The sequence below is a fragment of the Chitinophaga sp. genome (genome assembly GCF_017745275.1).
Lineage (GTDB): Bacteria > Bacteroidota > Bacteroidia > Chitinophagales > Chitinophagaceae > Chitinophaga.
This window is the reverse complement of sequence record NZ_JAGHZS010000003.1, coordinates 627,815-649,347: the sequence shown is the minus strand read 5'-3', so window position 1 is coordinate 649,347 and position 21,533 is coordinate 627,815. Positions and strand designations below refer to the sequence as shown.

The 21,533-nt window shown below is 43.9% G+C and carries 19 protein-coding genes, 1 tRNA gene and 1 pseudogene; 15 read left to right on the top strand and 6 right to left on the bottom strand.

The window, feature by feature from the left end; genetic code table 11:
- Positions 1–86: 86 nt before the first annotated feature.
- Positions 87–1,013 (top strand): alpha/beta hydrolase, encoded by a 927-nt coding sequence (locus tag J7623_RS12185; protein ID WP_291920564.1) that lies wholly within the window; start codon positions 87–89, stop codon positions 1,011–1,013.
- Between the two features lie 158 nt (positions 1,014–1,171).
- Here J7623_RS12185 and J7623_RS12180 read toward each other — a convergent pair whose 3' ends face one another.
- Complete coding sequence (locus J7623_RS12180) at positions 1,172–1,882, bottom strand: hypothetical protein (RefSeq protein ID WP_291920563.1); 711 nt, start codon at positions 1,880–1,882, stop codon at positions 1,172–1,174.
- A 380-nt stretch (positions 1,883–2,262) separates the two neighbouring features.
- Between J7623_RS12180 and J7623_RS12175 the strand changes: the two genes are divergently transcribed.
- The 6 genes and pseudogenes from J7623_RS12175 (at position 2,263) to J7623_RS12155 (ending at position 6,754) form a co-directional block, all read left to right on the top strand.
- Positions 2,263–3,039, top strand: a complete 777-nt coding sequence (locus J7623_RS12175; protein ID WP_291920562.1) for an SDR family oxidoreductase — start codon at positions 2,263–2,265, stop codon at positions 3,037–3,039.
- Between the two features lie 54 nt (positions 3,040–3,093).
- Positions 3,094–3,969, top strand: a complete 876-nt coding sequence (locus J7623_RS12170; protein WP_291920561.1) for an RNA polymerase sigma factor — start codon at positions 3,094–3,096, stop codon at positions 3,967–3,969.
- A gap of 277 nt (positions 3,970–4,246) precedes the next feature.
- Positions 4,247–4,807 (top strand): nuclear transport factor 2 family protein, encoded by a 561-nt coding sequence (locus tag J7623_RS12165; protein WP_291920560.1) that lies wholly within the window; start codon positions 4,247–4,249, stop codon positions 4,805–4,807.
- A gap of 256 nt (positions 4,808–5,063) precedes the next feature.
- Positions 5,064–5,327, top strand: a pseudogene (locus tag J7623_RS31750) (DUF6193 family natural product biosynthesis protein); the annotation flags it as partial.
- A gap of 378 nt (positions 5,328–5,705) precedes the next feature.
- A complete protein-coding gene (locus tag J7623_RS12160; protein ID WP_291920559.1) occupies positions 5,706–6,377 on the top strand; it encodes a DUF998 domain-containing protein in 672 nt (223 codons plus the stop codon).
- An 11-nt stretch (positions 6,378–6,388) separates the two neighbouring features.
- The gene (locus J7623_RS12155; protein WP_291920558.1) at positions 6,389–6,754 is read left to right on the top strand and encodes an iron chaperone; all 366 of its coding nucleotides are present in this window, start codon (positions 6,389–6,391) and stop codon (positions 6,752–6,754) included.
- A gap of 291 nt (positions 6,755–7,045) precedes the next feature.
- On the opposite strand, the gene J7623_RS12150 is transcribed toward J7623_RS12155, so the two are convergent.
- Positions 7,046–7,119: transfer RNA gene (locus J7623_RS12150), tRNA-Pro, on the bottom strand.
- A 115-nt stretch (positions 7,120–7,234) separates the two neighbouring features.
- Positions 7,235–8,113 (bottom strand): MBL fold metallo-hydrolase, encoded by an 879-nt coding sequence (locus J7623_RS12145; RefSeq protein ID WP_291920557.1) that lies wholly within the window; start codon positions 8,111–8,113, stop codon positions 7,235–7,237.
- A 156-nt stretch (positions 8,114–8,269) separates the two neighbouring features.
- Between J7623_RS12145 and J7623_RS12140 the strand changes: the two genes are divergently transcribed.
- The 6 genes from J7623_RS12140 (at position 8,270) to J7623_RS12115 (ending at position 16,705) form a co-directional block, all read left to right on the top strand.
- Entirely contained in the window at positions 8,270–8,776 is a 507-nt protein-coding gene (locus J7623_RS12140) for a GNAT family N-acetyltransferase (RefSeq protein ID WP_291920556.1), read from the top strand.
- A 199-nt stretch (positions 8,777–8,975) separates the two neighbouring features.
- The gene (locus tag J7623_RS12135) at positions 8,976–10,130 is read left to right on the top strand and encodes an efflux RND transporter periplasmic adaptor subunit (RefSeq protein WP_291920555.1); all 1,155 of its coding nucleotides are present in this window, start codon (positions 8,976–8,978) and stop codon (positions 10,128–10,130) included.
- A 35-nt stretch (positions 10,131–10,165) separates the two neighbouring features.
- Positions 10,166–13,339, top strand: a complete 3,174-nt coding sequence (locus tag J7623_RS12130) for an efflux RND transporter permease subunit (RefSeq protein WP_291920554.1) — start codon at positions 10,166–10,168, stop codon at positions 13,337–13,339.
- Between the two features lie 23 nt (positions 13,340–13,362).
- Complete coding sequence (locus J7623_RS12125; RefSeq protein ID WP_291920553.1) at positions 13,363–14,781, top strand: efflux transporter outer membrane subunit; 1,419 nt, start codon at positions 13,363–13,365, stop codon at positions 14,779–14,781.
- 47 nt (positions 14,782–14,828) lie between these two features.
- Positions 14,829–15,935 (top strand): histidine kinase, encoded by a 1,107-nt coding sequence (locus J7623_RS12120; RefSeq protein WP_291920552.1) that lies wholly within the window; start codon positions 14,829–14,831, stop codon positions 15,933–15,935.
- An 11-nt stretch (positions 15,936–15,946) separates the two neighbouring features.
- Complete coding sequence (locus J7623_RS12115; RefSeq protein WP_291920551.1) at positions 15,947–16,705, top strand: LytTR family DNA-binding domain-containing protein; 759 nt, start codon at positions 15,947–15,949, stop codon at positions 16,703–16,705.
- 77 nt (positions 16,706–16,782) lie between these two features.
- On the opposite strand, the gene J7623_RS12110 is transcribed toward J7623_RS12115, so the two are convergent.
- From J7623_RS12110 to J7623_RS12100, 3 genes are all read right to left on the bottom strand, one after another.
- Positions 16,783–17,448 carry a Type 1 glutamine amidotransferase-like domain-containing protein gene (locus J7623_RS12110; RefSeq protein ID WP_291920550.1) on the bottom strand — a complete coding sequence of 222 codons (666 nt, stop codon included), beginning with the start codon at positions 17,446–17,448 and terminating at the stop codon, positions 16,783–16,785.
- Between the two features lie 318 nt (positions 17,449–17,766).
- Positions 17,767–18,249 (bottom strand): MaoC family dehydratase, encoded by a 483-nt coding sequence (locus tag J7623_RS12105; protein ID WP_291920549.1) that lies wholly within the window; start codon positions 18,247–18,249, stop codon positions 17,767–17,769.
- Between the two features lie 493 nt (positions 18,250–18,742).
- A complete protein-coding gene (locus J7623_RS12100) occupies positions 18,743–19,708 on the bottom strand; it encodes a lipase family protein (RefSeq protein WP_291920548.1) in 966 nt (321 codons plus the stop codon).
- Positions 19,709–19,909: 201 nt separating this feature from the next.
- On the opposite strand from J7623_RS12100, the gene J7623_RS12095 reads away from it, so the two are divergent.
- Both J7623_RS12095 and J7623_RS12090 read left to right on the top strand, forming a co-directional pair.
- A complete protein-coding gene (locus tag J7623_RS12095; RefSeq protein WP_291920547.1) occupies positions 19,910–20,200 on the top strand; it encodes a hypothetical protein in 291 nt (96 codons plus the stop codon).
- Positions 20,201–20,462: 262 nt separating this feature from the next.
- On the top strand, positions 20,463–21,455 hold the full coding sequence (locus J7623_RS12090; RefSeq protein ID WP_291920546.1) for an NAD(P)-dependent oxidoreductase: 993 nt from the start codon (positions 20,463–20,465) through the stop codon (positions 21,453–21,455).
- The last annotated feature ends 78 nt before the right edge of the window (positions 21,456–21,533 follow it).

The following is a 21,533-nucleotide window of genomic DNA, read 5'->3' as shown; positions in this document are numbered from 1 at the left end:
TAGCCACCTATCACCCGCGCTGCCTGGCTAGCGGATCAATATGCTGATCAAGCTGTTTTTCGTATTTTACAGGAAAATCATTTTGAATGAAAAAATTTATCTTGTTAGGTGTTATGCAATTCTTAGGATGGTATAGCATGTATGCACAATCTGTACAACAGGGGGAATTTGAATTCAAAACAAGTGATAGTGTTAAGCTTTACGTGAAAGTTGCAGGTAAAGGCCCGGTTTGTATATTTATTCATGGAGGGCCGGGGCAAGGGAGCCGCTCGTTCGAAGAAATGAAAGGCAAGGAATTAGAAGCGTGCTTTACAATGGTATACCTTGATCAGCGAGGATCGGGAAAGTCGCAAAATGCAACAAATTATCATCTTTCCAGGGTGATACAGGATATAGAAGAATTGCGCCGATACCTAAAAGCCGACAAACCATTTCTGCTTGCCCATTCTTTTGGAGGTATGCTGGCATTTAATTATGCCTTAGCACATCCTGCCAATGTTCGGGCGTTAATGCTGGTATCCGTTACATTAAACATGTTGAGCAAAACCGCCTTAACGGAAGCTCTACAGTATAAGAAAGAACTCCTGGGTGAAGATACGAGTGTATCCGCTACGCTTAGCAGGGATACACTTTGGCAGTTAAATGTGGAGAAAATGACAGCACTACGTAAACGTGGCTTAGCATACAAGCTACTGTCGGAAGATACGGCGACTATTCAAAAACAAATGGCAATAGATGACTATAAGCGCTCACAGGATTTTGCGATAGCTGTGCTATTCAAACAAGAACAATACCCCGAGTATACAAAAGACTATATACCTTTTACACAGCAACTAAAGATACCGGTGCTGATTATTGCCGGAACAGCGGATCATGCCGTGGGCATAAAGGGCTACAAAACTTTTGCTTTCCCGAAAAAAACAGTGAGTATAATAGAAGGAGGACACCTGCTTTATTACGAAAACAATACTGCTTTCAAAGCTACGGTTTGCGATTTTGCGCAACAGCATTAGCCCTCGTATATCCGTTGCTACACCATTAAACCCTGAAACTATTCTAACATCATCTCCATTAAAAACCCTCCAGATTCAAATGATCTGAAGGGTTTCCTTTTGTTGCCGGGGCGGCTGAGCAATTGTCGAACCTGCTTATAAATCGGACAACAATAGTATTATAATGTTCTGTGGGCTTCCCAGCTGCCAGAACCGGTATCCGAACTCCAGTTTCCTTTAATATTTTTTTCGGTAATAACGCCTGTAATAGTTGCGATCTTATTGGGCTCTTCCCCTATACCAGCGGTAATGTTATTATTAGTTACTGAACCTTTTAAAGGCGGGATAACCTGGAAGTCAGCAGGAATAAACAATCCTTCAACTTTATCTTTTTTGATAACCAAATTTAGGGTACCATTACCACCTTGTTCAGTAAAAGTGCCTTCAAAGCAATATACTTGTGCATTAGACGCTTCTTTTAATACCCGAACTATCGCGTTGCTATGACCGCTGATATGAATATTTGCAATAGTCGGATTGCTTCCGTCTGCATTCACCGTAAAATCAAAATAGTCATTATTATTGCGGAAAGTGATAGTGCTATTTGTACCTTCTGTGGTTGAACTATTGGATGTGTAAGTATACAATTTGCTATCAATTACAAAATTTGCAGATAACGTGGTACCGTCATTTTTAAAATTGATCAAAACATTTCCGGTTGAACCTACAAAAACCCCTTTATAAATACCATAATTTTTGTTGTCGTATGTTACTTTTGCAGTCGGGGCGGTTGATAAATTGCCACCAGTTTCAGGTTCAGTTTTATTTTTATCTTTCGAGCAGGAAATAAGCATTACACATGCTACTAAATAAGTGTACAGTTTCTTCATTTAAGTTGTCTTTTCTAATGTAAAGTGTAATTCGTAAAGATTAGTGCTGTAAGCTACATTGCGTTTGCATCGTGTGCAATACTCACTTTTAGGTATTTTTTTAAAATTGAAAGTCGCCCCCGATATTAGCACGGTTCGGACCACGCCCTGAAAAACGAACCCGGGCTTGGGCGAGTCGGGGCGACAGGACCCAAACTTTTTCCTTTTTCGCGTTGATTATTTACCAGCCAGGGAAGATTTACCAGAAGGTGTGTAAGAATTGGGAGTAACAACGATTGATGGGAACAATAGTTGGATAGGCTGCTATGTGAGAGAATTGTTCAAGTTGTCACAGTATTCACAATTTGCGTCTAAGAGACAAACAAATTAAAAGGGCAATTATGAAAAAATCATCTTTCCATTTGAAAACAGCCATTGTAATCGGCGGAACAAGCGGTATGGGCAAAGCCACAGCAAAATTATTATTAGAGAATGGCGTTAAAGTGATTGTCATTAGTAAAAGCCAGACGAGTATTGATGCGGCATTAACCGAATTAAGTGCATTCGGCGAGGTTTCCGGAGTAAGGCTTAATCTTACCTCAGACATAGACGTGTCTGGTTACATTTCTATACTTGAACAAGATGGTCAATCGATTAATTATCTGGTTAATGCCTCCGGCATTTTCGCACCTAAACCATTTTTGGATAGTACTCGCGAGGATTATGACGCTTTCCTGAATATCAATCGTGGATTTTATTTTATTACCCAGGCGGTCGCAAAGAAAATGAAAGCAAATGGTGGTGGTTCGATTGTAAACATTGGTTCATACTGGGCAGAACATGCGGTCAAAGGAATGCCTACATCAGCTTACTCGATGGCAAAAGCAGCTTTGCAGGCTTTTACACGACATGCGGCTATGGAGTTGGCGGATGATAAGATCCGTGTAAACGCTATTGCTCCGGGAATTGTTGAAACCGGTGTTTTGGACGAACTGATGGGATCAGCGGAAGGTGTGAAAGAAGCCTATAAGGGATTTAACAGCATCCACCCTTTGGGACGAAATGGCCAACCAGCCGATGTCGCTAATGCGATCGTATTTTTATTGTCCGATGAAGCGGCATGGATTACAGGCACTGTACTGGATATTGATGGCGGCCTGGCTGCAGGCCGAAGTTAATCTTATTAAATAACTTATGGTTATTGGGAAATATTTCACCATTAAATATTGATCATGCATCCATTTACCGAAAAATACGATGAAAGCCAGGACATCATCCTAGTGCAGCAGGCTTGTCAAGGCTCAAGACAAGCCATGGAAAAACTGGTTAGCCGTCATCAGCGGTTCATTTATAATGTCGCGCTCAAACTGGTAAAGAATGCTGATGATGCCGCTGATTTGACACAGGAGGTGCTCATCAAAATGATCACCAAGCTTAGCTTATTCAATGGCAAAAGCAGTTTTCGCACCTGGTTATATCGCATGGTCGTGAATCATTTTATCAGCTGTAAGCGCAAAAGGGAAGAGAAGGAAGTGATTTCTTTTAATCAACTTGGTGTCTATATCGATGAAGTACACGCTGATGAGGATATGAGCGTTGAAGAACAGGAACAATATCGTGATTACATTATCGACGTACGAAACAATTGTATATCGGGCATGTTGCTATGCCTCGACAGGCAGCAAAGGATTGTCTTCATACTTGGTGGCATATTTAACCTTAAATCATCCGTTGCATCTTCATTGCTTGATATTACGCCGGAGAATTTCAGAAAGCAATTATCCCGGGCTAAGGCTGATCTTTTCCAATTTATGGATCATAAATGTGGGTTGATAAATCCAGAAAATCCATGCCGTTGTTTTAAGAAAACCAAGGGATTTATGAATGAAGGGAAAATAGATGTCAAAACCCAAACCTTCAAACCGGACTATCATCAATCTATTCTTTCCGTTTCGGGTGCTAAAAATAAAGAATTAGACAGCCTTATGGAGTATAGGTACCTTCATTTCTTTACCAGTCAGGCCTATGCGGATACTAAGGTTGGAGATCAGCTTACAGAAGCCCTGCTACTTGATCCAAAAATTAAGCAACTGTTTCATTTAAACTGAGAGCAATTTTACCAAAAACAAAAAAGCCTACTCATCTCTGAGTAGGCTTTTTTGTTAAGTCGCCCTGTTTAATAGATTTAAGACAGATTGCAAAATACCATCTGACAGTCAATTATTTGTAACCCTTTTCGACTTTAGAACCCACAGAGAATACCAGAATTGGATATAATTTGAAAATTATTTTCTTCTCTGGCAAAAATATTTCCCTTGTCACTGTCCATTTTTCGTTTTCTCAGTAGTTATTGTAGTGAAACAATTACTCAATTATATTTTTACCATGAACAAAAGAAAAACAATTTTGGGACTGATGCTCCTTTGCAGTGCTACACTTCCCAAGGTAAATTATGCTCAAATTGCGCAGACAGTAAACAAATCAAAAAAAGAAACAATAATGACAATCGAAAAAAACAAAGCAAGTGATGAAGCCCAGATTCGAGGGCAAATCGACAATTTTGTTAAGGCATTTCGCACCAGGGATTTGAATTTAATGATGTCTCTTTACGCTCCGGAATTCGTAGCGTTCGATATTGTGCCCCCGCTGCAGCAGGTGGGAACAGATACGTATAGAAATGTTTGGGAACAAGTATTCGCTTTTTTTCAGCACCCTATTGATTTCGAGACACGTGACCTAAGCATTGTCACGGGCGCCGACGTGGCGTTCAGCCACCAGCTCCTCCGGATGCAGACAACAATGCCGAATGGACAGAAGGTCGATCGTTGGGAACGTCTAACCTTTGGCTTCCGCAAAATTGATGGAGTATGGCTGATTGCGCACGAACACGTTTCGGTACCTGCAGACCTTTTCAGTGGTAGAGCAGTACTGGACCTCCAACCTTAAGTAAATTAAAAATTAGCCGAAATAAAAAGGCCGCTGCCAGAGCAGGATGACGATACAAAAATAAATCTGTCGGGGCGGCAGCATTCGAACCTGCGACCTTGCCGCTTACAGCGGTACGCGATACCAAGACGTTTAGCTAAAAACAAAGAAGCCTACTCATCTCTGAGTAAGCTTCTTTGTTAAGTCGGGATGACTGGACCGAGTTCGAACTTTTTGATAAATGAAATAGAAAATTTAAAGCAATTTTGTCAAACTCGCAATTCAGGACAATACACTAAATAAACTATTTCCATTCACAAGTTTGTACACTTTGTGTTTTAGTAGATGTACAGGTTATCCTTATGACACAGACAACTTACCAAATGTAACACCCAAACAATTTGAAAATTTTCCCAAAACTAATGGAGGAAAAAGTATTACAGCGAAAGCCGGAAACAAAGTGGAAGCTCGTTTTGTAGTGACAAAAACAAAAGTGAATATCTTGGAGAAGGAAATGCAGAAGAAGCACTTAAAATTGTAAAAGTAAATTTACCAGACAATATACGGCCAGCTAGATAAGGGACAGCAGATAAAGCAGCTACAGTCAACCCAACCTCTCCAGCGAAGGGCACCGGAATACATTATAATACTCTAGTAAGAAAACTAAAGAACCCAGGACTATTCAAACTTGATGAAATGGAGTTAATGGCTAATTACTTTAGAATAACCCCGAAAAACACAGAATATATTTTTAATATGTGATACTATTTATTGCACTTATTAATAAGTAAGCCAACACTGTAACTGCCTTCTACAAACCTATCAGACGAAAATGGCTCAAAACACCCTATGTATGGCGCGTTTGCACAGCCTTCGATTTATTATACTTGTGCATCTTTACATCCTAAATTTCAAGAAAATGATAAATAAAGAAACCTCTATTGTTTTGGCAAAACTTTCCATAGCAGCAGCAATGACTTATCATCTTTTAATAAGTGTATTAATTTTCATTAGACCGGACTTAGACCCCTATTGGCATCCATTGAGTGAATACGCCATTGGTTCTCATGGATGGATGATGTCTTTAGCATTTATTATTTCATCATTCAGTTATGGAATATTGCTATTTAACATTAAATCGCATGTAAAAGGATTTTTTGGGAAACTTGGATTGGTCATTTTATTTATCTGCTGTGCAGGAACTTTTTGTGTGGGAGTGTTTACCACCGACCCTTTAACGACTGCACCTGATAAAATATCAACAACAGGTTTAATTCACATGTTTTCAGGTATGGCAGGTTTGTTTCTTTTTCCATTTGCTGCGTTATTGATTAACATAAGCATTGCTTTAAAAAATAAATCATGGGCTGCGGCAAAGAAAGTTTTGATATGGACATCAGTTATACCATTACTTGGCTTAGTCGGTTTTATTATTCATCTCTCTATTTATGTAATACCAAAAGGCGACTACGCATATGGACCCGATGTCCCATTAGGCTATCCACCTCGTTTACTTTTTTTAACTTATTTGGTATGGCTAATAATCTTAAACGTACAACTTATTAGAATTCAAAAGTCAAATCACAATTAAAGTTAGCAATCATGGCAACATCAAAATTTAAAACAGTTGCTGAGTATTTTGCACAGCAACCTGAAGATACCCAAAAAACATTACTTGCTTTAAAGAAAATAATTTTAAAAACTGCTCCCAATGCGGAAGAGTTAATTAATTATGATATTCCAGCCTACGCTTTAGTAAAAGGCGGCAAACGAGACAAGCAAATTATGATTGCTGGGTATAAAAAGTTTGCAGGATTTTATGTAGGAACAGGGATTTTGCAAAACTTTGCAAAAGAGTTATCGGAATATGTCGTAGGCAAAGCATCCGTACAGTTTCCCAACAATCAACCATTGCCAGAAAAATTAATCATTGAAATTATTCAATTTAAGAAAAAGCAAATTTCATAACCGCATTACAGGCGAAAATAAAAAAGGACAGGATGGTATAAAAAACATCCCTATCCAGTTAAATCGGGGCGGCAGCATTCGAACCTGCGACCTTGCCGCTTACAGCGGTACGCGATACAAGACGTTTAGCTAAAAACAAAAAAGCCTACTCATCTCTGAGTAAGCTTCTTTATTAAGTCGGGGCGGCAGCATTCAAACCTGCGACCTTGCCGCTTACAGCGGTACGCGATACAAAACGTTTAGCTAAAAACAAAAAAGCCTACTCATCTCTGAGTAAGCTTCTTTATTAAGTCGGGGCGGCAGGATTCGAACCTGCGACCTCCTGCTCCCAAAGCAGGCGCGATACCGGGCTACGCTACGCCCCGTCTCCGACCTTTTGTAGCGGGATGCAAATGTAGGAAATAAAATCTCACAAAAACAAACCTTCTAAAAAATATTTTAGAAAATTGTTGAAAGTAATCTCCAAAACAGGCTACCACACTACTTATTAACCGGGTGTCCGGATAGTATATCCTTCACTGTTAGTCCGGGTAATAAACGGAATACAGGAATATTAATCGCGTATTTGTTGCATAAATCTTTGATGGCATGGTCTATCTGCTCAGCGGAATACCGGGAAGAGAAGTGCCCCAGGATAAGCTGTTCCACGCTGATATGGCTCACCATCTCCATCACTTCTTCCAGTTTGCTGTGCTTATTTTTATGCGCCACTACCTTTACATCGCCTTCGCTGGCTAAGAAAGTTGCTTCATGTATCAGTATACCCGATTGATCCCAACGCTGCAGGTCTTTTACTGGTGTATCGCCGGAATAGCCGACCAGGTTAGTTCTCACTTCCATGGTGGTGCTTTCCTTTCCCTTTTCCATGATGATTTCCTTCAGCGTGGCAGGAGGCAGGGTGGCCAGTTCCGGTTTTACTTTTTGCTTTACCTGCATCACTTTATAGCTCAGGCTTCTGATAATATGATGGTCGGTGGTTACATGTTCGTTTCGGATGGGAACGACAACTACGTCATCTCTCACCCAAATTTCGTCGCCGGGACCTACTGCGCGCCATTGTATGCCGCTGGTGTGCGGGTCAAATCTTTGCAGGAAGTCGGCCATGGCGGGGAATGATTTGCTGTCGCGGGGATAGCAGATCACCGGGAAGCCATCGCGGGCGTTGAGCTGGTTCAATTGTACCAGACCCGTGAGGTGATCCCTGTCGGCGTGTGATATAAACACGTAATTAATTTTCCTGCTCTTTTGCAATAAGGCCGATGTAAGTCCATCTCCCGCATCCATTAAAATCCCCAGCTCTTCCAGCAGATACCAGGTGGAAAATAAAGCGGTGGAGTATCCTGATATAGTGATTCTCATCTCTCTGCTATTGTTACATGATGAAGATACATATATTTTACGGAAGCAATACTATAAAGACTTATACAAAATCTGATCTGGTCTAAATAAACAAAAGTGAATCTGTTTTAAATGGTATTAAAGTTTGAATTTTACAGGCATTAAAATTCATCTCTCATGGAAATTATTAACAGCACTATTGAAGACATCGACATCATCTTCAGTTTGTATGATGCAGGCACTATCCTGCAGAAAAAAGCTAAACAAACGTACTGGCAGGGATTTAAGAGGACACTGATAGAAAATGAAATACAGGAAGGAAGATTGTGGAAGATAGTAGTGGATCAACAAATTGTATGCGTTTTCACCATTACTTTCCAGGATCCTTTTATCTGGAAAGAAAAAGATAAAGATCCCTCTGTTTATATCCACCGGATAGCCACCCATCCTGACTTCCGCGGCAATGGATATGTAAAAAAAATAGTGGCTTGGTCTAAAGATTATGCCGCCGAACATCATAAACAATTTGTCAGAATGGATACCGGCAGCGGCAACGACAAACTAAACAACTACTACATTAGTTGCGGGTTTAACTATCTTGGTGTGGTGCCTACCGGCGACGCCCCGGAGCTGCCTGCACACTACCGTGGCGGTAGTTCCAGCCTGTTTGAAATAGCACTGTAAGCAAAGAATATCACCGGCCCTGATCTGATGTCCTCAGCTACTACCTGCTGCCCCGGCCAACAGGCAGTAGCTACTATTAATATTTCACTCCTCCCTTTTTCCGGTTCACCCGCCATTTTCTCCGGTTCATTTATTTTATCCCCCACTCAGCCTGCACCGGTATTGATATTTGCCTTCTGTTATAAAAATTCAGATGGCAATGAGATATAAAACCGCTTACCATACTATTTTACCCGGATTACTGATGGCAGTTGCCCTATATAGCTGTGGCAATAACGCCGGGGCTGAAGCAGCCAACAGCGCTATGCCTGCACCGGAGCTGCCAGTGATCACACTGGATACCAGCAGCGCCATGACCAGCAGCCAATACTCCGCTGTGCTGGAAGGAAAAGTGAACGTAGACATACGGCCACAGGTAGATGGCTATCTCGATAAAATATTTATAGACGAAGGTAGCTTTGTAAAAGCCGGCCAACCGCTTTTCCAGATCAACGACCGCCCTTACCGCGAGCAACTGAATAAAGACATTGCTAACCTGCATGCCATGGAATCGGCAGTTACTGCCGCGGAACTGGAAGCTGATAAAATAAGACCGCTTGTGGCTAACAAAGTAGTGGCCGAAATGCAGTTGAAAACAGCCAACGCCGCACTTCAAACGGCCAAAGCAAATGTAGAACAGGCCAGAGCCGCGGTGGCTGCCTCCAGGATCAATATAGACTTTACCGTAGTGAAAGCCCCGGTAAGCGGCTACATTGGCCGCATTCCCAAAAGAGTGGGCAACCTAGTGGGCAGAGCAGATGCTACGCCACTGACTACCTTATCTGATATCAGCGAAGTATACGCCTACTTCTCCATGAGCGAAAATGATTTCATGAACTTCAGCAAAGGCGCTTCCGGCACCAGCTTACAGCAACAACTACGGCAACTGCGCCCCGTTTCCCTCCTGCTTTCCAATGGAGATGAGTTCCAGCAGAAAGGTCGCATTGAAATGATAGATGGACAGTTCAATAAAACAACCGCCGCCATCAGCTTACGCGCTACCTTCCCCAATCCCGCTGCTGTACTCCGTTCCGGCAATACCGGTAAAGTGAGGATAGAACAATTGTACACCGGTATACTACAGGTGCCACAGGCGGCTACCCTGGAAATGCAGAACAAAGTATTTGTGTATGAATTGGGCGACAGCAACATTGTAAAACGCCGGATCATACAACTGGCTGGCAGCAATGGTGATCAGTTTATTGTAAAAGAAGGATTAAAACGTGGCGATAAAATCATAACGGCTGGCATAGAAACCCTCGTGGAAGGCAGTGTAATAACACCCGCCGGCATCAAACCCACATCCAAAAAGTAAGTGCGCAGACCCGCTGCACAAAATGATACTGAGTTATGCTGAATAAAATCATACAACGTCCCGTACTGGCTACGGTGATTTCCGTTATCCTGGTGATACTGGGACTGGTGGGCCTTTCCCGCCTGCCTATTACACAGTTCCCTGATATTGCGCCACCCAGCGTGGTAGTCACCGCCTCTTTTCCCGGTAGTAATGCCGCTACCGTATTACGTTCTGTTGTTACACCACTGGAAGAAGCCATCAACGGCGTGGAAAACATGACCTATATTCAATCCAATGCCGGCAACGATGGCGTTGGCTCCGTTACTGTTTTCTTTAAGCTGGGCACCGATCCCGACCAGGCAGCAGTAAACGTGCAAAACCGCGTGGCACAGGTAACCAGCCAGCTTCCCACAGAAGTAGTACAGGCAGGCGTTACCACTACCAAACAACAAAGTGGCATGATCATGATCCTCGATATCTTTAGCGAGGATAAAGAAAAATATGATGAAGCGTTCCTGCAAAATTTCGCCAAGATCAATGTCATCCCGGAAATTAAACGTATCCCCGGCGTAGGACAGGCTCAGATCTTCGGCGCCAAAGATTATGCGATGCGTATCTGGCTGAAGCCGGAACAACTGTCGGCCTACAACGTTACACCAACAGAAGTCATGAACGCCATCCGCGACCAGAGCCTCGAAGCAGCCCCGGGTAGATTTGGCGAAGGCACCAATGAACCACTTTCGTATGTGATCAACTATCAGGGTAAATTTAACAAGCCCGAACAGTTTGAAAAAATCGTGATCCGCGCGGCTGCAGATGGTTCGGTGTTATACCTGAAAGACCTTGCCCGCATTGAGCTGGGATCTGCCAACTATACCACCGACAACAAGGTAAATGGCAAAGATGCCGTTACCATGGCTATCTTCCAGACCAATGGCTCCAATGCCAACCAAATACAAACCAGCATCCGGCAGGTAATGGATAATGCCGCCAAAACATTTCCCAAAGGCATCAAATACCAGGTGACCATGAGCACCAAAGAGCAACTGGACGTGTCTATTGCACAGGTAAAGTCCACGCTGATAGAAGCGTTCATACTGGTATTTGTGATCGTATTCCTGTTCCTGCAGGACTTCAGATCTACACTTATTCCTGCTATAGCCGTTCCCGTGTCATTGGTAGGTACCTTCTTCTTTTTGCAGATGATGGGCTTTTCTATCAACATGCTCACGTTATTTGCCCTGGTACTGGCCATTGGTATCGTGGTAGATGATGCCATTGTGGTAGTGGAAGCGGTGCACAGTAAAATGGAACGGACTCACCTACCTGCCAGGACCGCCACTATGTCGGCGATGAGTGAAATTACCGGCGCTATCTTATCCATTACATTGGTGATGGCAGCAGTATTCCTTCCGGTAGGATTCATGGAAGGCCCTACCGGCGTATTCTACCGGCAGTTTGCTTTTACGCTGGCTATTGCCATCCTCATCTCGGCATTAAATGCACTAACACTGAGTCCTGCGTTATGTGCTTTATTTTTAAAAAATACACATGCCGGGGAAGATGGCGCCAGCCACGGTCCACAAGGATTCTCCCGCAGATTTTTCACGGCATTCAACACCAGCTTCCAGGCAATGACCAACAAATACACCCGTGGTGTAAAATGGCTGGTTGCCCATAAATGGGTGAGTCTCGGCGGTTTATTATTGGTAACACTGGCCACCGGGTGGCTGATGCTCACTACACCGAAAGGCTTTATCCCCAATGAAGACGGCAGCTTCGTGGCTTACTCTTTATCACTGCCTCCGGGAGCAGGATTGGATCGTACGACAAAAGTGCTACATCAGGCAGACAGCATCCTTAAAAAGCTGCCAATGGTGGAATCTGAAACCAGTATCTCCGGTTATAATATCCTGAGCAATGGCGCCAGTCCCGCGTATGCCATGGGGTTTGTGAAACTGAAACCGATTAAAGAACGCGGCGAAGTACAACAGATCGATGATGTTGTGGGCCTGTTAAATACGGAGCTGAGCACACTAAAAGAAGGCACCTTCAGCGTATTTACGTTCCCTACTGTACCTGGGTTTGGTACTTTCAACGGACTGGAAATGGTGTTGCAGGACCGTACCGGCGGATCTGTCGAAAAGTTCAGTGAAGTCACCAATCGCTTTATTGGTGAAATGATGCAGGCAAAAGAGATAGGCGCAGCCTTTACCATGTTCAAAGCCGACTTTCCACAATACGAAATCATGGTAGATGCGGTGAAAGCAAAACAACTGGGCGTGAGTGTGAGCGACCTGATGATGACTGTACAAACGTACTATGGCAGCAACCAGGCGAATGATTTTAACCGCTTCGGTAAATATTACCGGGTAATGGTGCAGGGCACTCCTGAATCGCGTAACAATGCCGGCAGCCTGGAAGGAATTTTTGTTAAAAATGATCAGGGGGAGATGGTGCCCGTCAACAGTATCATTACGCTAAAAAAAGTGTATGGACCGGAGATGATGAACCGTTATAATCTTTTTAATTCCATTGCCATTAATGCAATGCCGAAACCCGGATACAGTACCGGTGAGGCCATCAAGGCGGTGGAAAAACTGGCCGCCACCAAACTTCCCGCAGGCTATAGTTATGAGTGGACGGGGTTGAGCAAAGAAGAAACCACTGCCGGCAACCAGATGATCATGATTTTTGCACTGGCCATCATTTTCGTGTACTTCCTGCTGGCGGCACAATACGAAAGTTATTTGCTGCCACTGGCGGTATTGTTCTCTATTCCTACGGGTATACTCGGTGTTTTTGTGGCCATTTCACTGGCGGGTATCGACAACAATATTTATGTACAGGTAGGACTGGTGATGCTGATAGGCCTGTTGGCTAAAAATGCCATCCTCATTGTGGAGTTTGCAGTACAACGGCGCCGTGCAGGAAAAACCCTGTTGGCAGCAGCACTGGAAGCAGCCAAGCTGAGGTTGCGGCCTATCATCATGACATCGCTGGCTTTTGTGGCCGGGCTGATACCGCTGATGGTAGTGAAAGGCCCGTCTGCATTAGGTAACCACTCTATCAGTATTGGCACCGCTGGCGGTATGTTGTCCGGTGTCATCCTCGGTGTGTTTATCATCCCGGTGCTGTTCGTGGTATTCCAGTTTTTACAGGAGAAAGTCAGCAGCAAAAAAATCACCACGATACCAGAACCGACGATGGTTGCTACCACCGTTTAATCATCATCTTCCAAAACAAAAAAATGAATAAATATATCATGCCTTTACTGCTGATAACAGGATTGAGCAGTATGATGATGGCCTGCCGCGTGGGTAAAGATTTCAGCAGACCCGACACTGCGCTGCCTGTTCAATATCGCAGCGCTGTGTTGCCGGCGGATAGCAACAACATCGGGTTGCTTCCCGCAAAAACATTTTTCACGGATCCGGTATTACAAACGCTGATCGACAGTGCCCTGATCAAAAACTTTGATATACAGGTCGCCATCCGGAATGTAGCCATTGCTGCGCAAACGGTCAAAACAGCCCGTTTAGGCGCCTTGCCTGATCTTAACCTGCAGGTGCAGGCAAATCGCAACTGGCCATCTAAAAACAGCCTGAATGGCTCTTTATCCGAACAGTTCATGGGGACCAAATATATGGACGACTATAACGCCAACCTGGGATTAAGCTGGGAGGTAATTGCCTGGGGAAAAATCAACCGGCTGAAAGAAGCCGCCCTGGCTACTTACCTGCAAAGCGCCGAAGCATCCAAAGCCGTGCAAACGAAAATTGTGAGCGAGGTGGCACAGGGATATTACAACCTGCTAATGCTGGATACCCAACAGGAAATTGCCGCTAAAAACCTGGCGCTGACAGACAGCACATTGCAGATCATGCAGCTACAGTTTACTTCCGGGCAGATTACTACGTTGGCTATTGAGCAAACGCAGGCCCAACGCCAGGTAGCCGCAGCACTGATTCCCAAAATAGCACAGGAAATTACCTTGCAGGAAAATGCGCTGCAACTGCTCACCGGCGCATTGCCGGGCGCCATCATCCGCCAGAGCCGCCTGGAATCCATTCGTTTCAACCTCCCGCTATCAGCGGGTGTACCGGCGGCCCTGCTTACGCAACGGCCGGATGTGCATGCCGCTGAACTGGCCGCAAAAGCTGCCAATGCCCGCACCGGTATAGCCCGGGCCAATATGTATCCCGCGCTGAATATTACCGCCAGCGCAGGTGTCAACTCCTTTAAAGCCAGTAATTGGTTTAATATACCAGGCAGCCTTTTTGAAACAGTAGGCGGCAGTATTACCCAACCCATCTTCCAACGGAAAAAGTTAAAAACAGACTGGGAAATAGCGAAACTGGAAGAAGAAAAGTCAGTCATTGAATTTAAACAATCTGTACTCACGGCTGTTGGGGAAGTATCTGATGCGTTGGTCCGGTTAGACAAGCTGCAAGCGCAGCATGCCATCACACAGGTAAGGGTGGAACAGTTGCAAAGCGCCACCCAACATGCCGGCCTGCTGTTTCAAAGTGGTATGGCCACCTACCTGGAAGTACTCAATGCACAAAGCAATGTGCTGCAAAGTGAACTGGATCTGGCCACCCTGCAACGGGATCAGCTGAGTGCCGCCGTAGATCTCTACCGCTCACTGGGAGGAGGCTGGCAGTAGGAAGTACCACCGAATTATCTATATTTAAGCGTGGTTAATTACGCAGCATGAATCAATATCAACAAAAACAAAACAGGCTATTCAACAGGTATTACAGGATACTGATCATTCCTGTGATATTTCTCCTGTATTACCTGTTGTCTTACCTGGTAAACCCCTTCAGTAAATATTGGACGTTACTGCCTACCAGGAGCTGGGACGACCTGCTCACGGAATGGCTGATACTCATGATTTTCTGCGGGCTGGTAACAGAAATCAGCCTGCTGTCTGCCCGCTTGATGGACAAGCGGATTCCCTGGGAACGATGGCCCCTAAAGCGGTTCATTGCACAACTGTTTTGCCAGATCATTTCTGTATTCCTGCTGCTGACCATCCTCACCATCGTACTCAATTTTATTTTTGGTCCTCCACCGGAGCCAAAAGACAATGGCCCTGAAAAGCTGGACGAATGGCAGGTAGTGTTTGTATGTGTGATGATGTCTATTCTGCTCAGCGCTGTGCAAACAGGTAATTACCTGCTGCAACGCTGGAAAACAGCTATGCTGGAAGCTGCCGCCCTGAAACTCAAAGCAGCAGAGCTGAAACAAATTGCTATGCAGGCAGAGCTACAATCGCTGAAATTACAGCTGGATCCACATTTCATGTTCAATAACTTCAGCACACTTTCTGCCCTGATCGAAGAGGACAAAAGCACTGCGCTGGCTTTCCTCGAAAATCTTTCCAGGGTATACCGGTATATGATTATTAATTTGCACAACGATATCATTACCCTGCGGGAGGAACTGAAATTCATACAGGCGTTCACGTACCTGATTAAAATTCGCCATGGCGACAATGTAGACATACAAATCACTATTCCGGAATCCAGCCAGTCGAAAGGCATTCCACCTATTACGCTGCAGTTGCTCATTGAAAATGCCATCAAGCACAATGTAGCATCAACGGCACAGCCACTGCATATACACATTTACCTGGATGACAGCAACCAGCTTGTTGTCAGCAACAATATACAGCTCATCCCAACCAATATTCCCTCTACCAAACTGGGACTGGAAAATATCCGGAACCGGTATCGGTTGTTATCAGATCAGTCCACCGCCATCAAAGAAGAACATGGGCAATTTATGGTGATACTGCCTTTACTTGATTTTTAAAACTAACTGTCATGCGTGTTGTGATTATTGAAGATGAAAAACCAAATGCGACCCGTTTAAAAAACATCCTGCTGGACATTGCGCCAGACATCACTATAGATGCAGTGCTGGATACCGTATCTGCCAGTGTAGCCTGGTTCAAACAGCATCCACACCCGGATGTGGCCCTGATGGATATCCGCCTGGCCGATGGATTATCGTTTGATATTTTTCCACAGGTAACGCTTACCTGCCCTGTTATTTTTACTACCGCCTACGATGAATACGCCATCCGTGCCTTTAAAGTAAACAGTGTCGACTACCTCCTCAAACCCATCGAAAAAGACGATCTGCAACAGGCATTGGAACGTATACACCAACAGCCCGCCACCACGGAGCCTACTGTAATGGTGCAACAACTGCTGGAGTTTTTCAAACAAAAAGAAGTGACTTACCGCAGCCGGTTTATGCTGCCCTTCCGCGACGGCTACAAAACTGTACTGGTGGCGGATGTGGATTATATCTTTTATGCCTTCAACGTTACCCATCTTGCCCTGAAAGATAAAACACAGGTTGCCCTCACGCACACAATGGACGAACTGGAAGAACAACTGGATCCTTCGCAATTTTTCCGCGCTAACCGCCAGCATATCATTAATATCAGCAGCATCGATAACATTCAACATTATTTCAACGGCAAGCTGAAAATTACCCTGAAGCGGGATCCCGACAGAGAAGTGCTGGTAAGTAAAGAGAAGGTTCCCTTGTTTAAACAATGGTTAGATAAATAGCTGCCATTTACGCAGCAGTGCTATCCCCAGGGGTGAAAGCGTATAGCCGGGATCATAGTTGATTTTGCTAAATATTATCAGGGAATAAACAACTTCCAATGTCCTTCGGAGATAACTTCGACGGTATCATCGATTACTTTAATGGCGGTGTGATCGTCAATTAAATAGGAGGGTACGGGTATTGTGGCGGCCAGCTTTTCCAGGTTAGCCAGAGAATTCTCAGGAAACCACTCGTTGTCCAAATGTGGATGCAATGCAAAATCAAGCAGCCCCAATGATTTATCACTTTCGGCTGGCAGCGTGTGGCTGTTGTAGGTCGTTCCAAAGCGGGTCATTACCATACTTCCTGCGCTCAAGCCTACGTAGACCGTCTTTTGCAGCAGTGAAGGCAAGAGCTCCGCTAGCCCGGACTGTTGCATCCAGTACGTCAAATACTGGCAATCTCCACCTCCGACCAACAAAGCGTCGGTTTCCTGAAGCGCAGGAACCCAAAGCTCCTGCCTGATACTAAGCAATGCAGTCAGCTCCAATATTCCTAACGACTTCCAACCCAATTCGCAGAAGGGATCACCTAATGATCCATTGATCACTCTTCGTGCTATGTTCGCCCCTCCGGGCAGGGCGTATATAGCGGTAGGTATGAAAAGAGCACTTGCCTCGGCAACCGGTTTGCCCATGAGGTCAACCAGCGCGTTGCGAATGAGGGTGTTGCTGATACCGGCTGAAGTAAGAAGCAATTTCATGATTTGTTGACTTTAACATTGCACTGCCGGCCTCCATGACAGGCCTCAGAAGAGCAGTGTTACAAAAATGAACTAATAAATTCTACCTGGCAAGGGCTAAATGAGACAGATTACAGGGGGAATCGCGCAATCGGTGGTCAATGAATGGAGATGGCGTGGCATGCCTTAAATATGTGGTACACGATGTTATTCTGCGCAAAAGTCTTCAAAATAAGAAGCCCGCTCAGTGATGAGCAGGCTTCTTTTATTAAGTCGAAACAACCGGATGAACTTCCAACCTGTTGCTAATAGCTTTAATAGAAATTCCCGGGGCTTACATTACACAAAATGATACAAGAATACAACACTACCAGTGTAAGCAGGCTTCGGCTGATCTTTAATCATCAATGTGGCTTCGATAATAACTTTGGTGACTCCTCTTAAATTAGTTATCGTATTGAGTTTAGCCTTCAGCTGCACTTCACTGTCTACCAAAACCGGCTGGCCAAATTTAAAACTCTCTATACCATAGTTTATTTCCATTTTAATATTGCGTACATCTACAATCTGTTTCCATAGATAGGGGATTAATGCTAATGTTAAGTAGCCGTGAGCGATGGTACCGCCAAATGGACCTTCCCGTTTTGCTTTTTCCTCATCCGTATGAATCCATTGGTGATCCAGTGTTGCGTCTGCAAACTTATTAATCTGTTCCTGGTCTATTTTATGCCAATTAGAAACACCTAATTCTTTTCCAAGGTGCATACTGTATTCCTCGAAAGAATTAATTACTAACAGTTGTCGATTGTCGATTGTGTCCATTATGGGCATTTTTTTGTCAAAAAGTTATAATATAGTGATTTCTGTGCTTTTATTGATTGGGAGTAAATGTATTCAGAAATATTTAAAAAAAATGCTTTTACTCAATTTAAGGCCATAATACACCCTTTCCAACTGTAGATTCCGGGCTGAGTCGTGAATAAAAAAGCCCACAGATGCAATATCTTCGGGCTTTTCGGCATATTGCGCAACAAAATGTTAAATGATTTTAGCCTTTTTGCCCGGACAAATAGGCTGCTGATGGGGGATCTGCCCCTTCTGAAGGTCTTTCTGTATACAAATCGCTATAAAAGAAGCAGGTTGAGCAAACATAAAGTATTCCTGTAAGTAGCCAAAAGGTTGCCACTGCAGCAAGATGATTAGGAGAGATTGCCAAAGGGTAAACTTAATTCAATGCCGTTTGATATTTTGGTCATCAAGAAGGAAAGTTATTTACAAAGAAGCCCAGTGGCTAAGTTTAGCCACCGGGCTTCTTTTATTTAATTAAAGCTCTACATCTTCTGTCATTTCCTGCGCTAATGATGCCAGGATTATTATCGCCACCAATTTTCGCCAGCAGGTACATATAAACAGGAAGCTGGTGTGCACATCCCAGCCCTTCTTTAGTAGTATCTTCATGGTTTACATTTGGATCCTTTGTTGAATCAATCCCGATACCACCAGTAACATGTACATAACTATCGTTTTGAGGTCCGTTCCACACCGGAAGATTAGGAACCTTATCTTCTGCATTATAAATACGGATGCTTTCAGCGAGGCTATCGTTCAGCAGAGATACAAATTTCTTGTCCCCTGCCTTTGGCGATGCAAAAGTATAAAGACAAAGATTCAATGCTTTTTTCAGGCTGAGTGTAGCAACAGCAGCAAAATAGGTAGCCACTGCAGCTCCCAGGCTATGGCCTGTTACCGTTATCCGTTGTTTACCCGTTAGGTTTAGATTTTTTACAAGATCGGCCGCAAATTTATTTAACATAACTTTTTTAGGGTTTGCCGCTCCAGGTAAAGATATAACCTGGGCTGTTTCAAAAATAATACGAAAGCCCTGCGGTACTAATCCCTGGTTATTATACTCATGGAATGGAACTGGAAAAAAATCATCGTCTCTTGAGGCTTCAAAGCCGTTTTGCGTACCTCGAATGGCAATCACATAATCACCAGACGTGTTATGAGATGCTATAAAACCAAAATAGGACCAAACATCAGAACCATTGTCATTCTCCGGCACCTGTATATTGTACTTTACCGTGTATTTATCAAGAAAATCAGGATCTAACAATAATTTATAGTCAGGATCAGAAACTATATCCTGGTAATCCTGCAGGGAAGGATTAAAATCTTTCTTTTTCCCTTTTTTGTTAAGACCAGCCGCTATGGCAACAAATCCGCCTATAGTAGTGGCTTCAGAATAGGAAATTGCTGCTGATGCTACTTGAGGTTCCATAGAGTATTAATTTTGAAAGTGAAGAATGAAATGATTATTGAGGTATGACATGACAGCTATTTTGAGGTATATAAACTGAAGTTAGTATTTTTTCCAATTATTCCAAATAAACATCCTAGGAGCAAAAAGGCTGGTTATGCCAGCATGATTCGAAGTCTTTTAAGGCTGGTTTTATTCATATCTTCATAACAAATACTAATTATGGAACCTCCGGTATATATCGATGGTGCAAAAGTTATAAAATGGGCCTGGTCTGAATTGCAGCCTTTTGGAATTGTGAGTAATGAAGAAGAATCGGAAAACCAGGAAATACATGGACTAGCAATTTGCCAATACGAAAATTCAAAAAAGATCTATCGTTTTAGCTGCAATAAAAACTGGGAAACTATTCAGGATGGAGCATATAGAAATATTGAAGATGCGGTTAGGCTATTACCAGATCAATACAAGAATGTACAAGCCAACTGGCATTCCCGGAAATCAAGTGAATAACCTGACTAGGTTACAGGATTCGAATCAAAGTCCTTGCTGCTTACCCCAGCGGGTGATATCATTACACCACATTGTGATTTGATCCCAATCGGAGATTCCGGCGTTAATCGACGGCAATAGCGCGCTAAACAAAACATATTAAGCAGGAACCTGACTACAGGACCCGGTTTCTATATTCTCTGGAAATACGGGGTGGGACAATTGTCCCGCCACAAGCAGTTTTTTTTCCAAACTTTGTGGAATTGCAATAAAAATAGCGCACATGAAAGTTTTGGTAACTGGCAGCGCCGGGCATCTTGGAGAAGCCCTGGTACGAACATTAAGGCAACGTTCTATTGACGTGATCGGGTTAGATATACAATCTTCTGCATTTACAACGAATGTAGGCTCCATAACGGACCGCTCCTTTGTCAGAGATTGTATGAAAGGAGTAACCAATGTCTTACATGCAGCAACGCTGCATAAGCCCCATGTGGCCACGCATACTATGCAGCAATTCGTAGATACCAATATTACCGGCACGCTTAACCTCTTACAGGAAGCAGTGGCTGCCGGTGTGCAGCGTTTTGTTTTCACCAGCACGACCAGTGTTTTTGGCGATGCATTAGTACCGCCGGCAGGAGCACCTGCAGCCTGGATTACGGAGGAAGTGCAGCCACAGCCCAAGAATATTTACGGGGTAACCAAAAAAGCAGCGGAAGATCTTTGCCAGCTCTTCTACAGAAATCATGGCCTGCCGTGCATTGTACTTCGTACTTCCCGTTTCTTTCCTGAAAAAGACGATGACAAACATATGCGTGAAACCTTTCAGGACGAGAACCTGAAGGCCAATGAGTTTCTGTTTCGCAGGGTAGAGCTGGAAGACGCAGTAAATGCACATTTGCTGGCGGCAGAAAAGGCTTCCTCCATCGGATGGGGCGTTTATATCATCAGCGCTACTACGCCTTTCCGTCCCGAAGATCTGCATGACCTGCGCCACAATGCACCGGAAGTAGTACTGCGCACCGTGCCGGCTTATGCAACAGTGTATAGCCATCGTGGATGGAAGATGCACCAAAGCATTGATCGGGTATATGTAAATGAAAAAGCGAGGAAAGAGCTGGGGTGGGAGCCAACATATGATTTCAATTATATAGTAGCTCGTTTAAACGCAGGAGAAAGTTTATCCAGCCCGCTTGCACAATTAACCGGCTCAAAAGGATATCATGCAGAGCGTTTTACGGATGGTCCCTATCCCATCGCAAATAGACCATAGATCCTGCAACGCCAGGGCTAATACTAAGATAACATAGCAGTTACCTCCCGTCAAAATTATGAAACGCATATTGCGGCT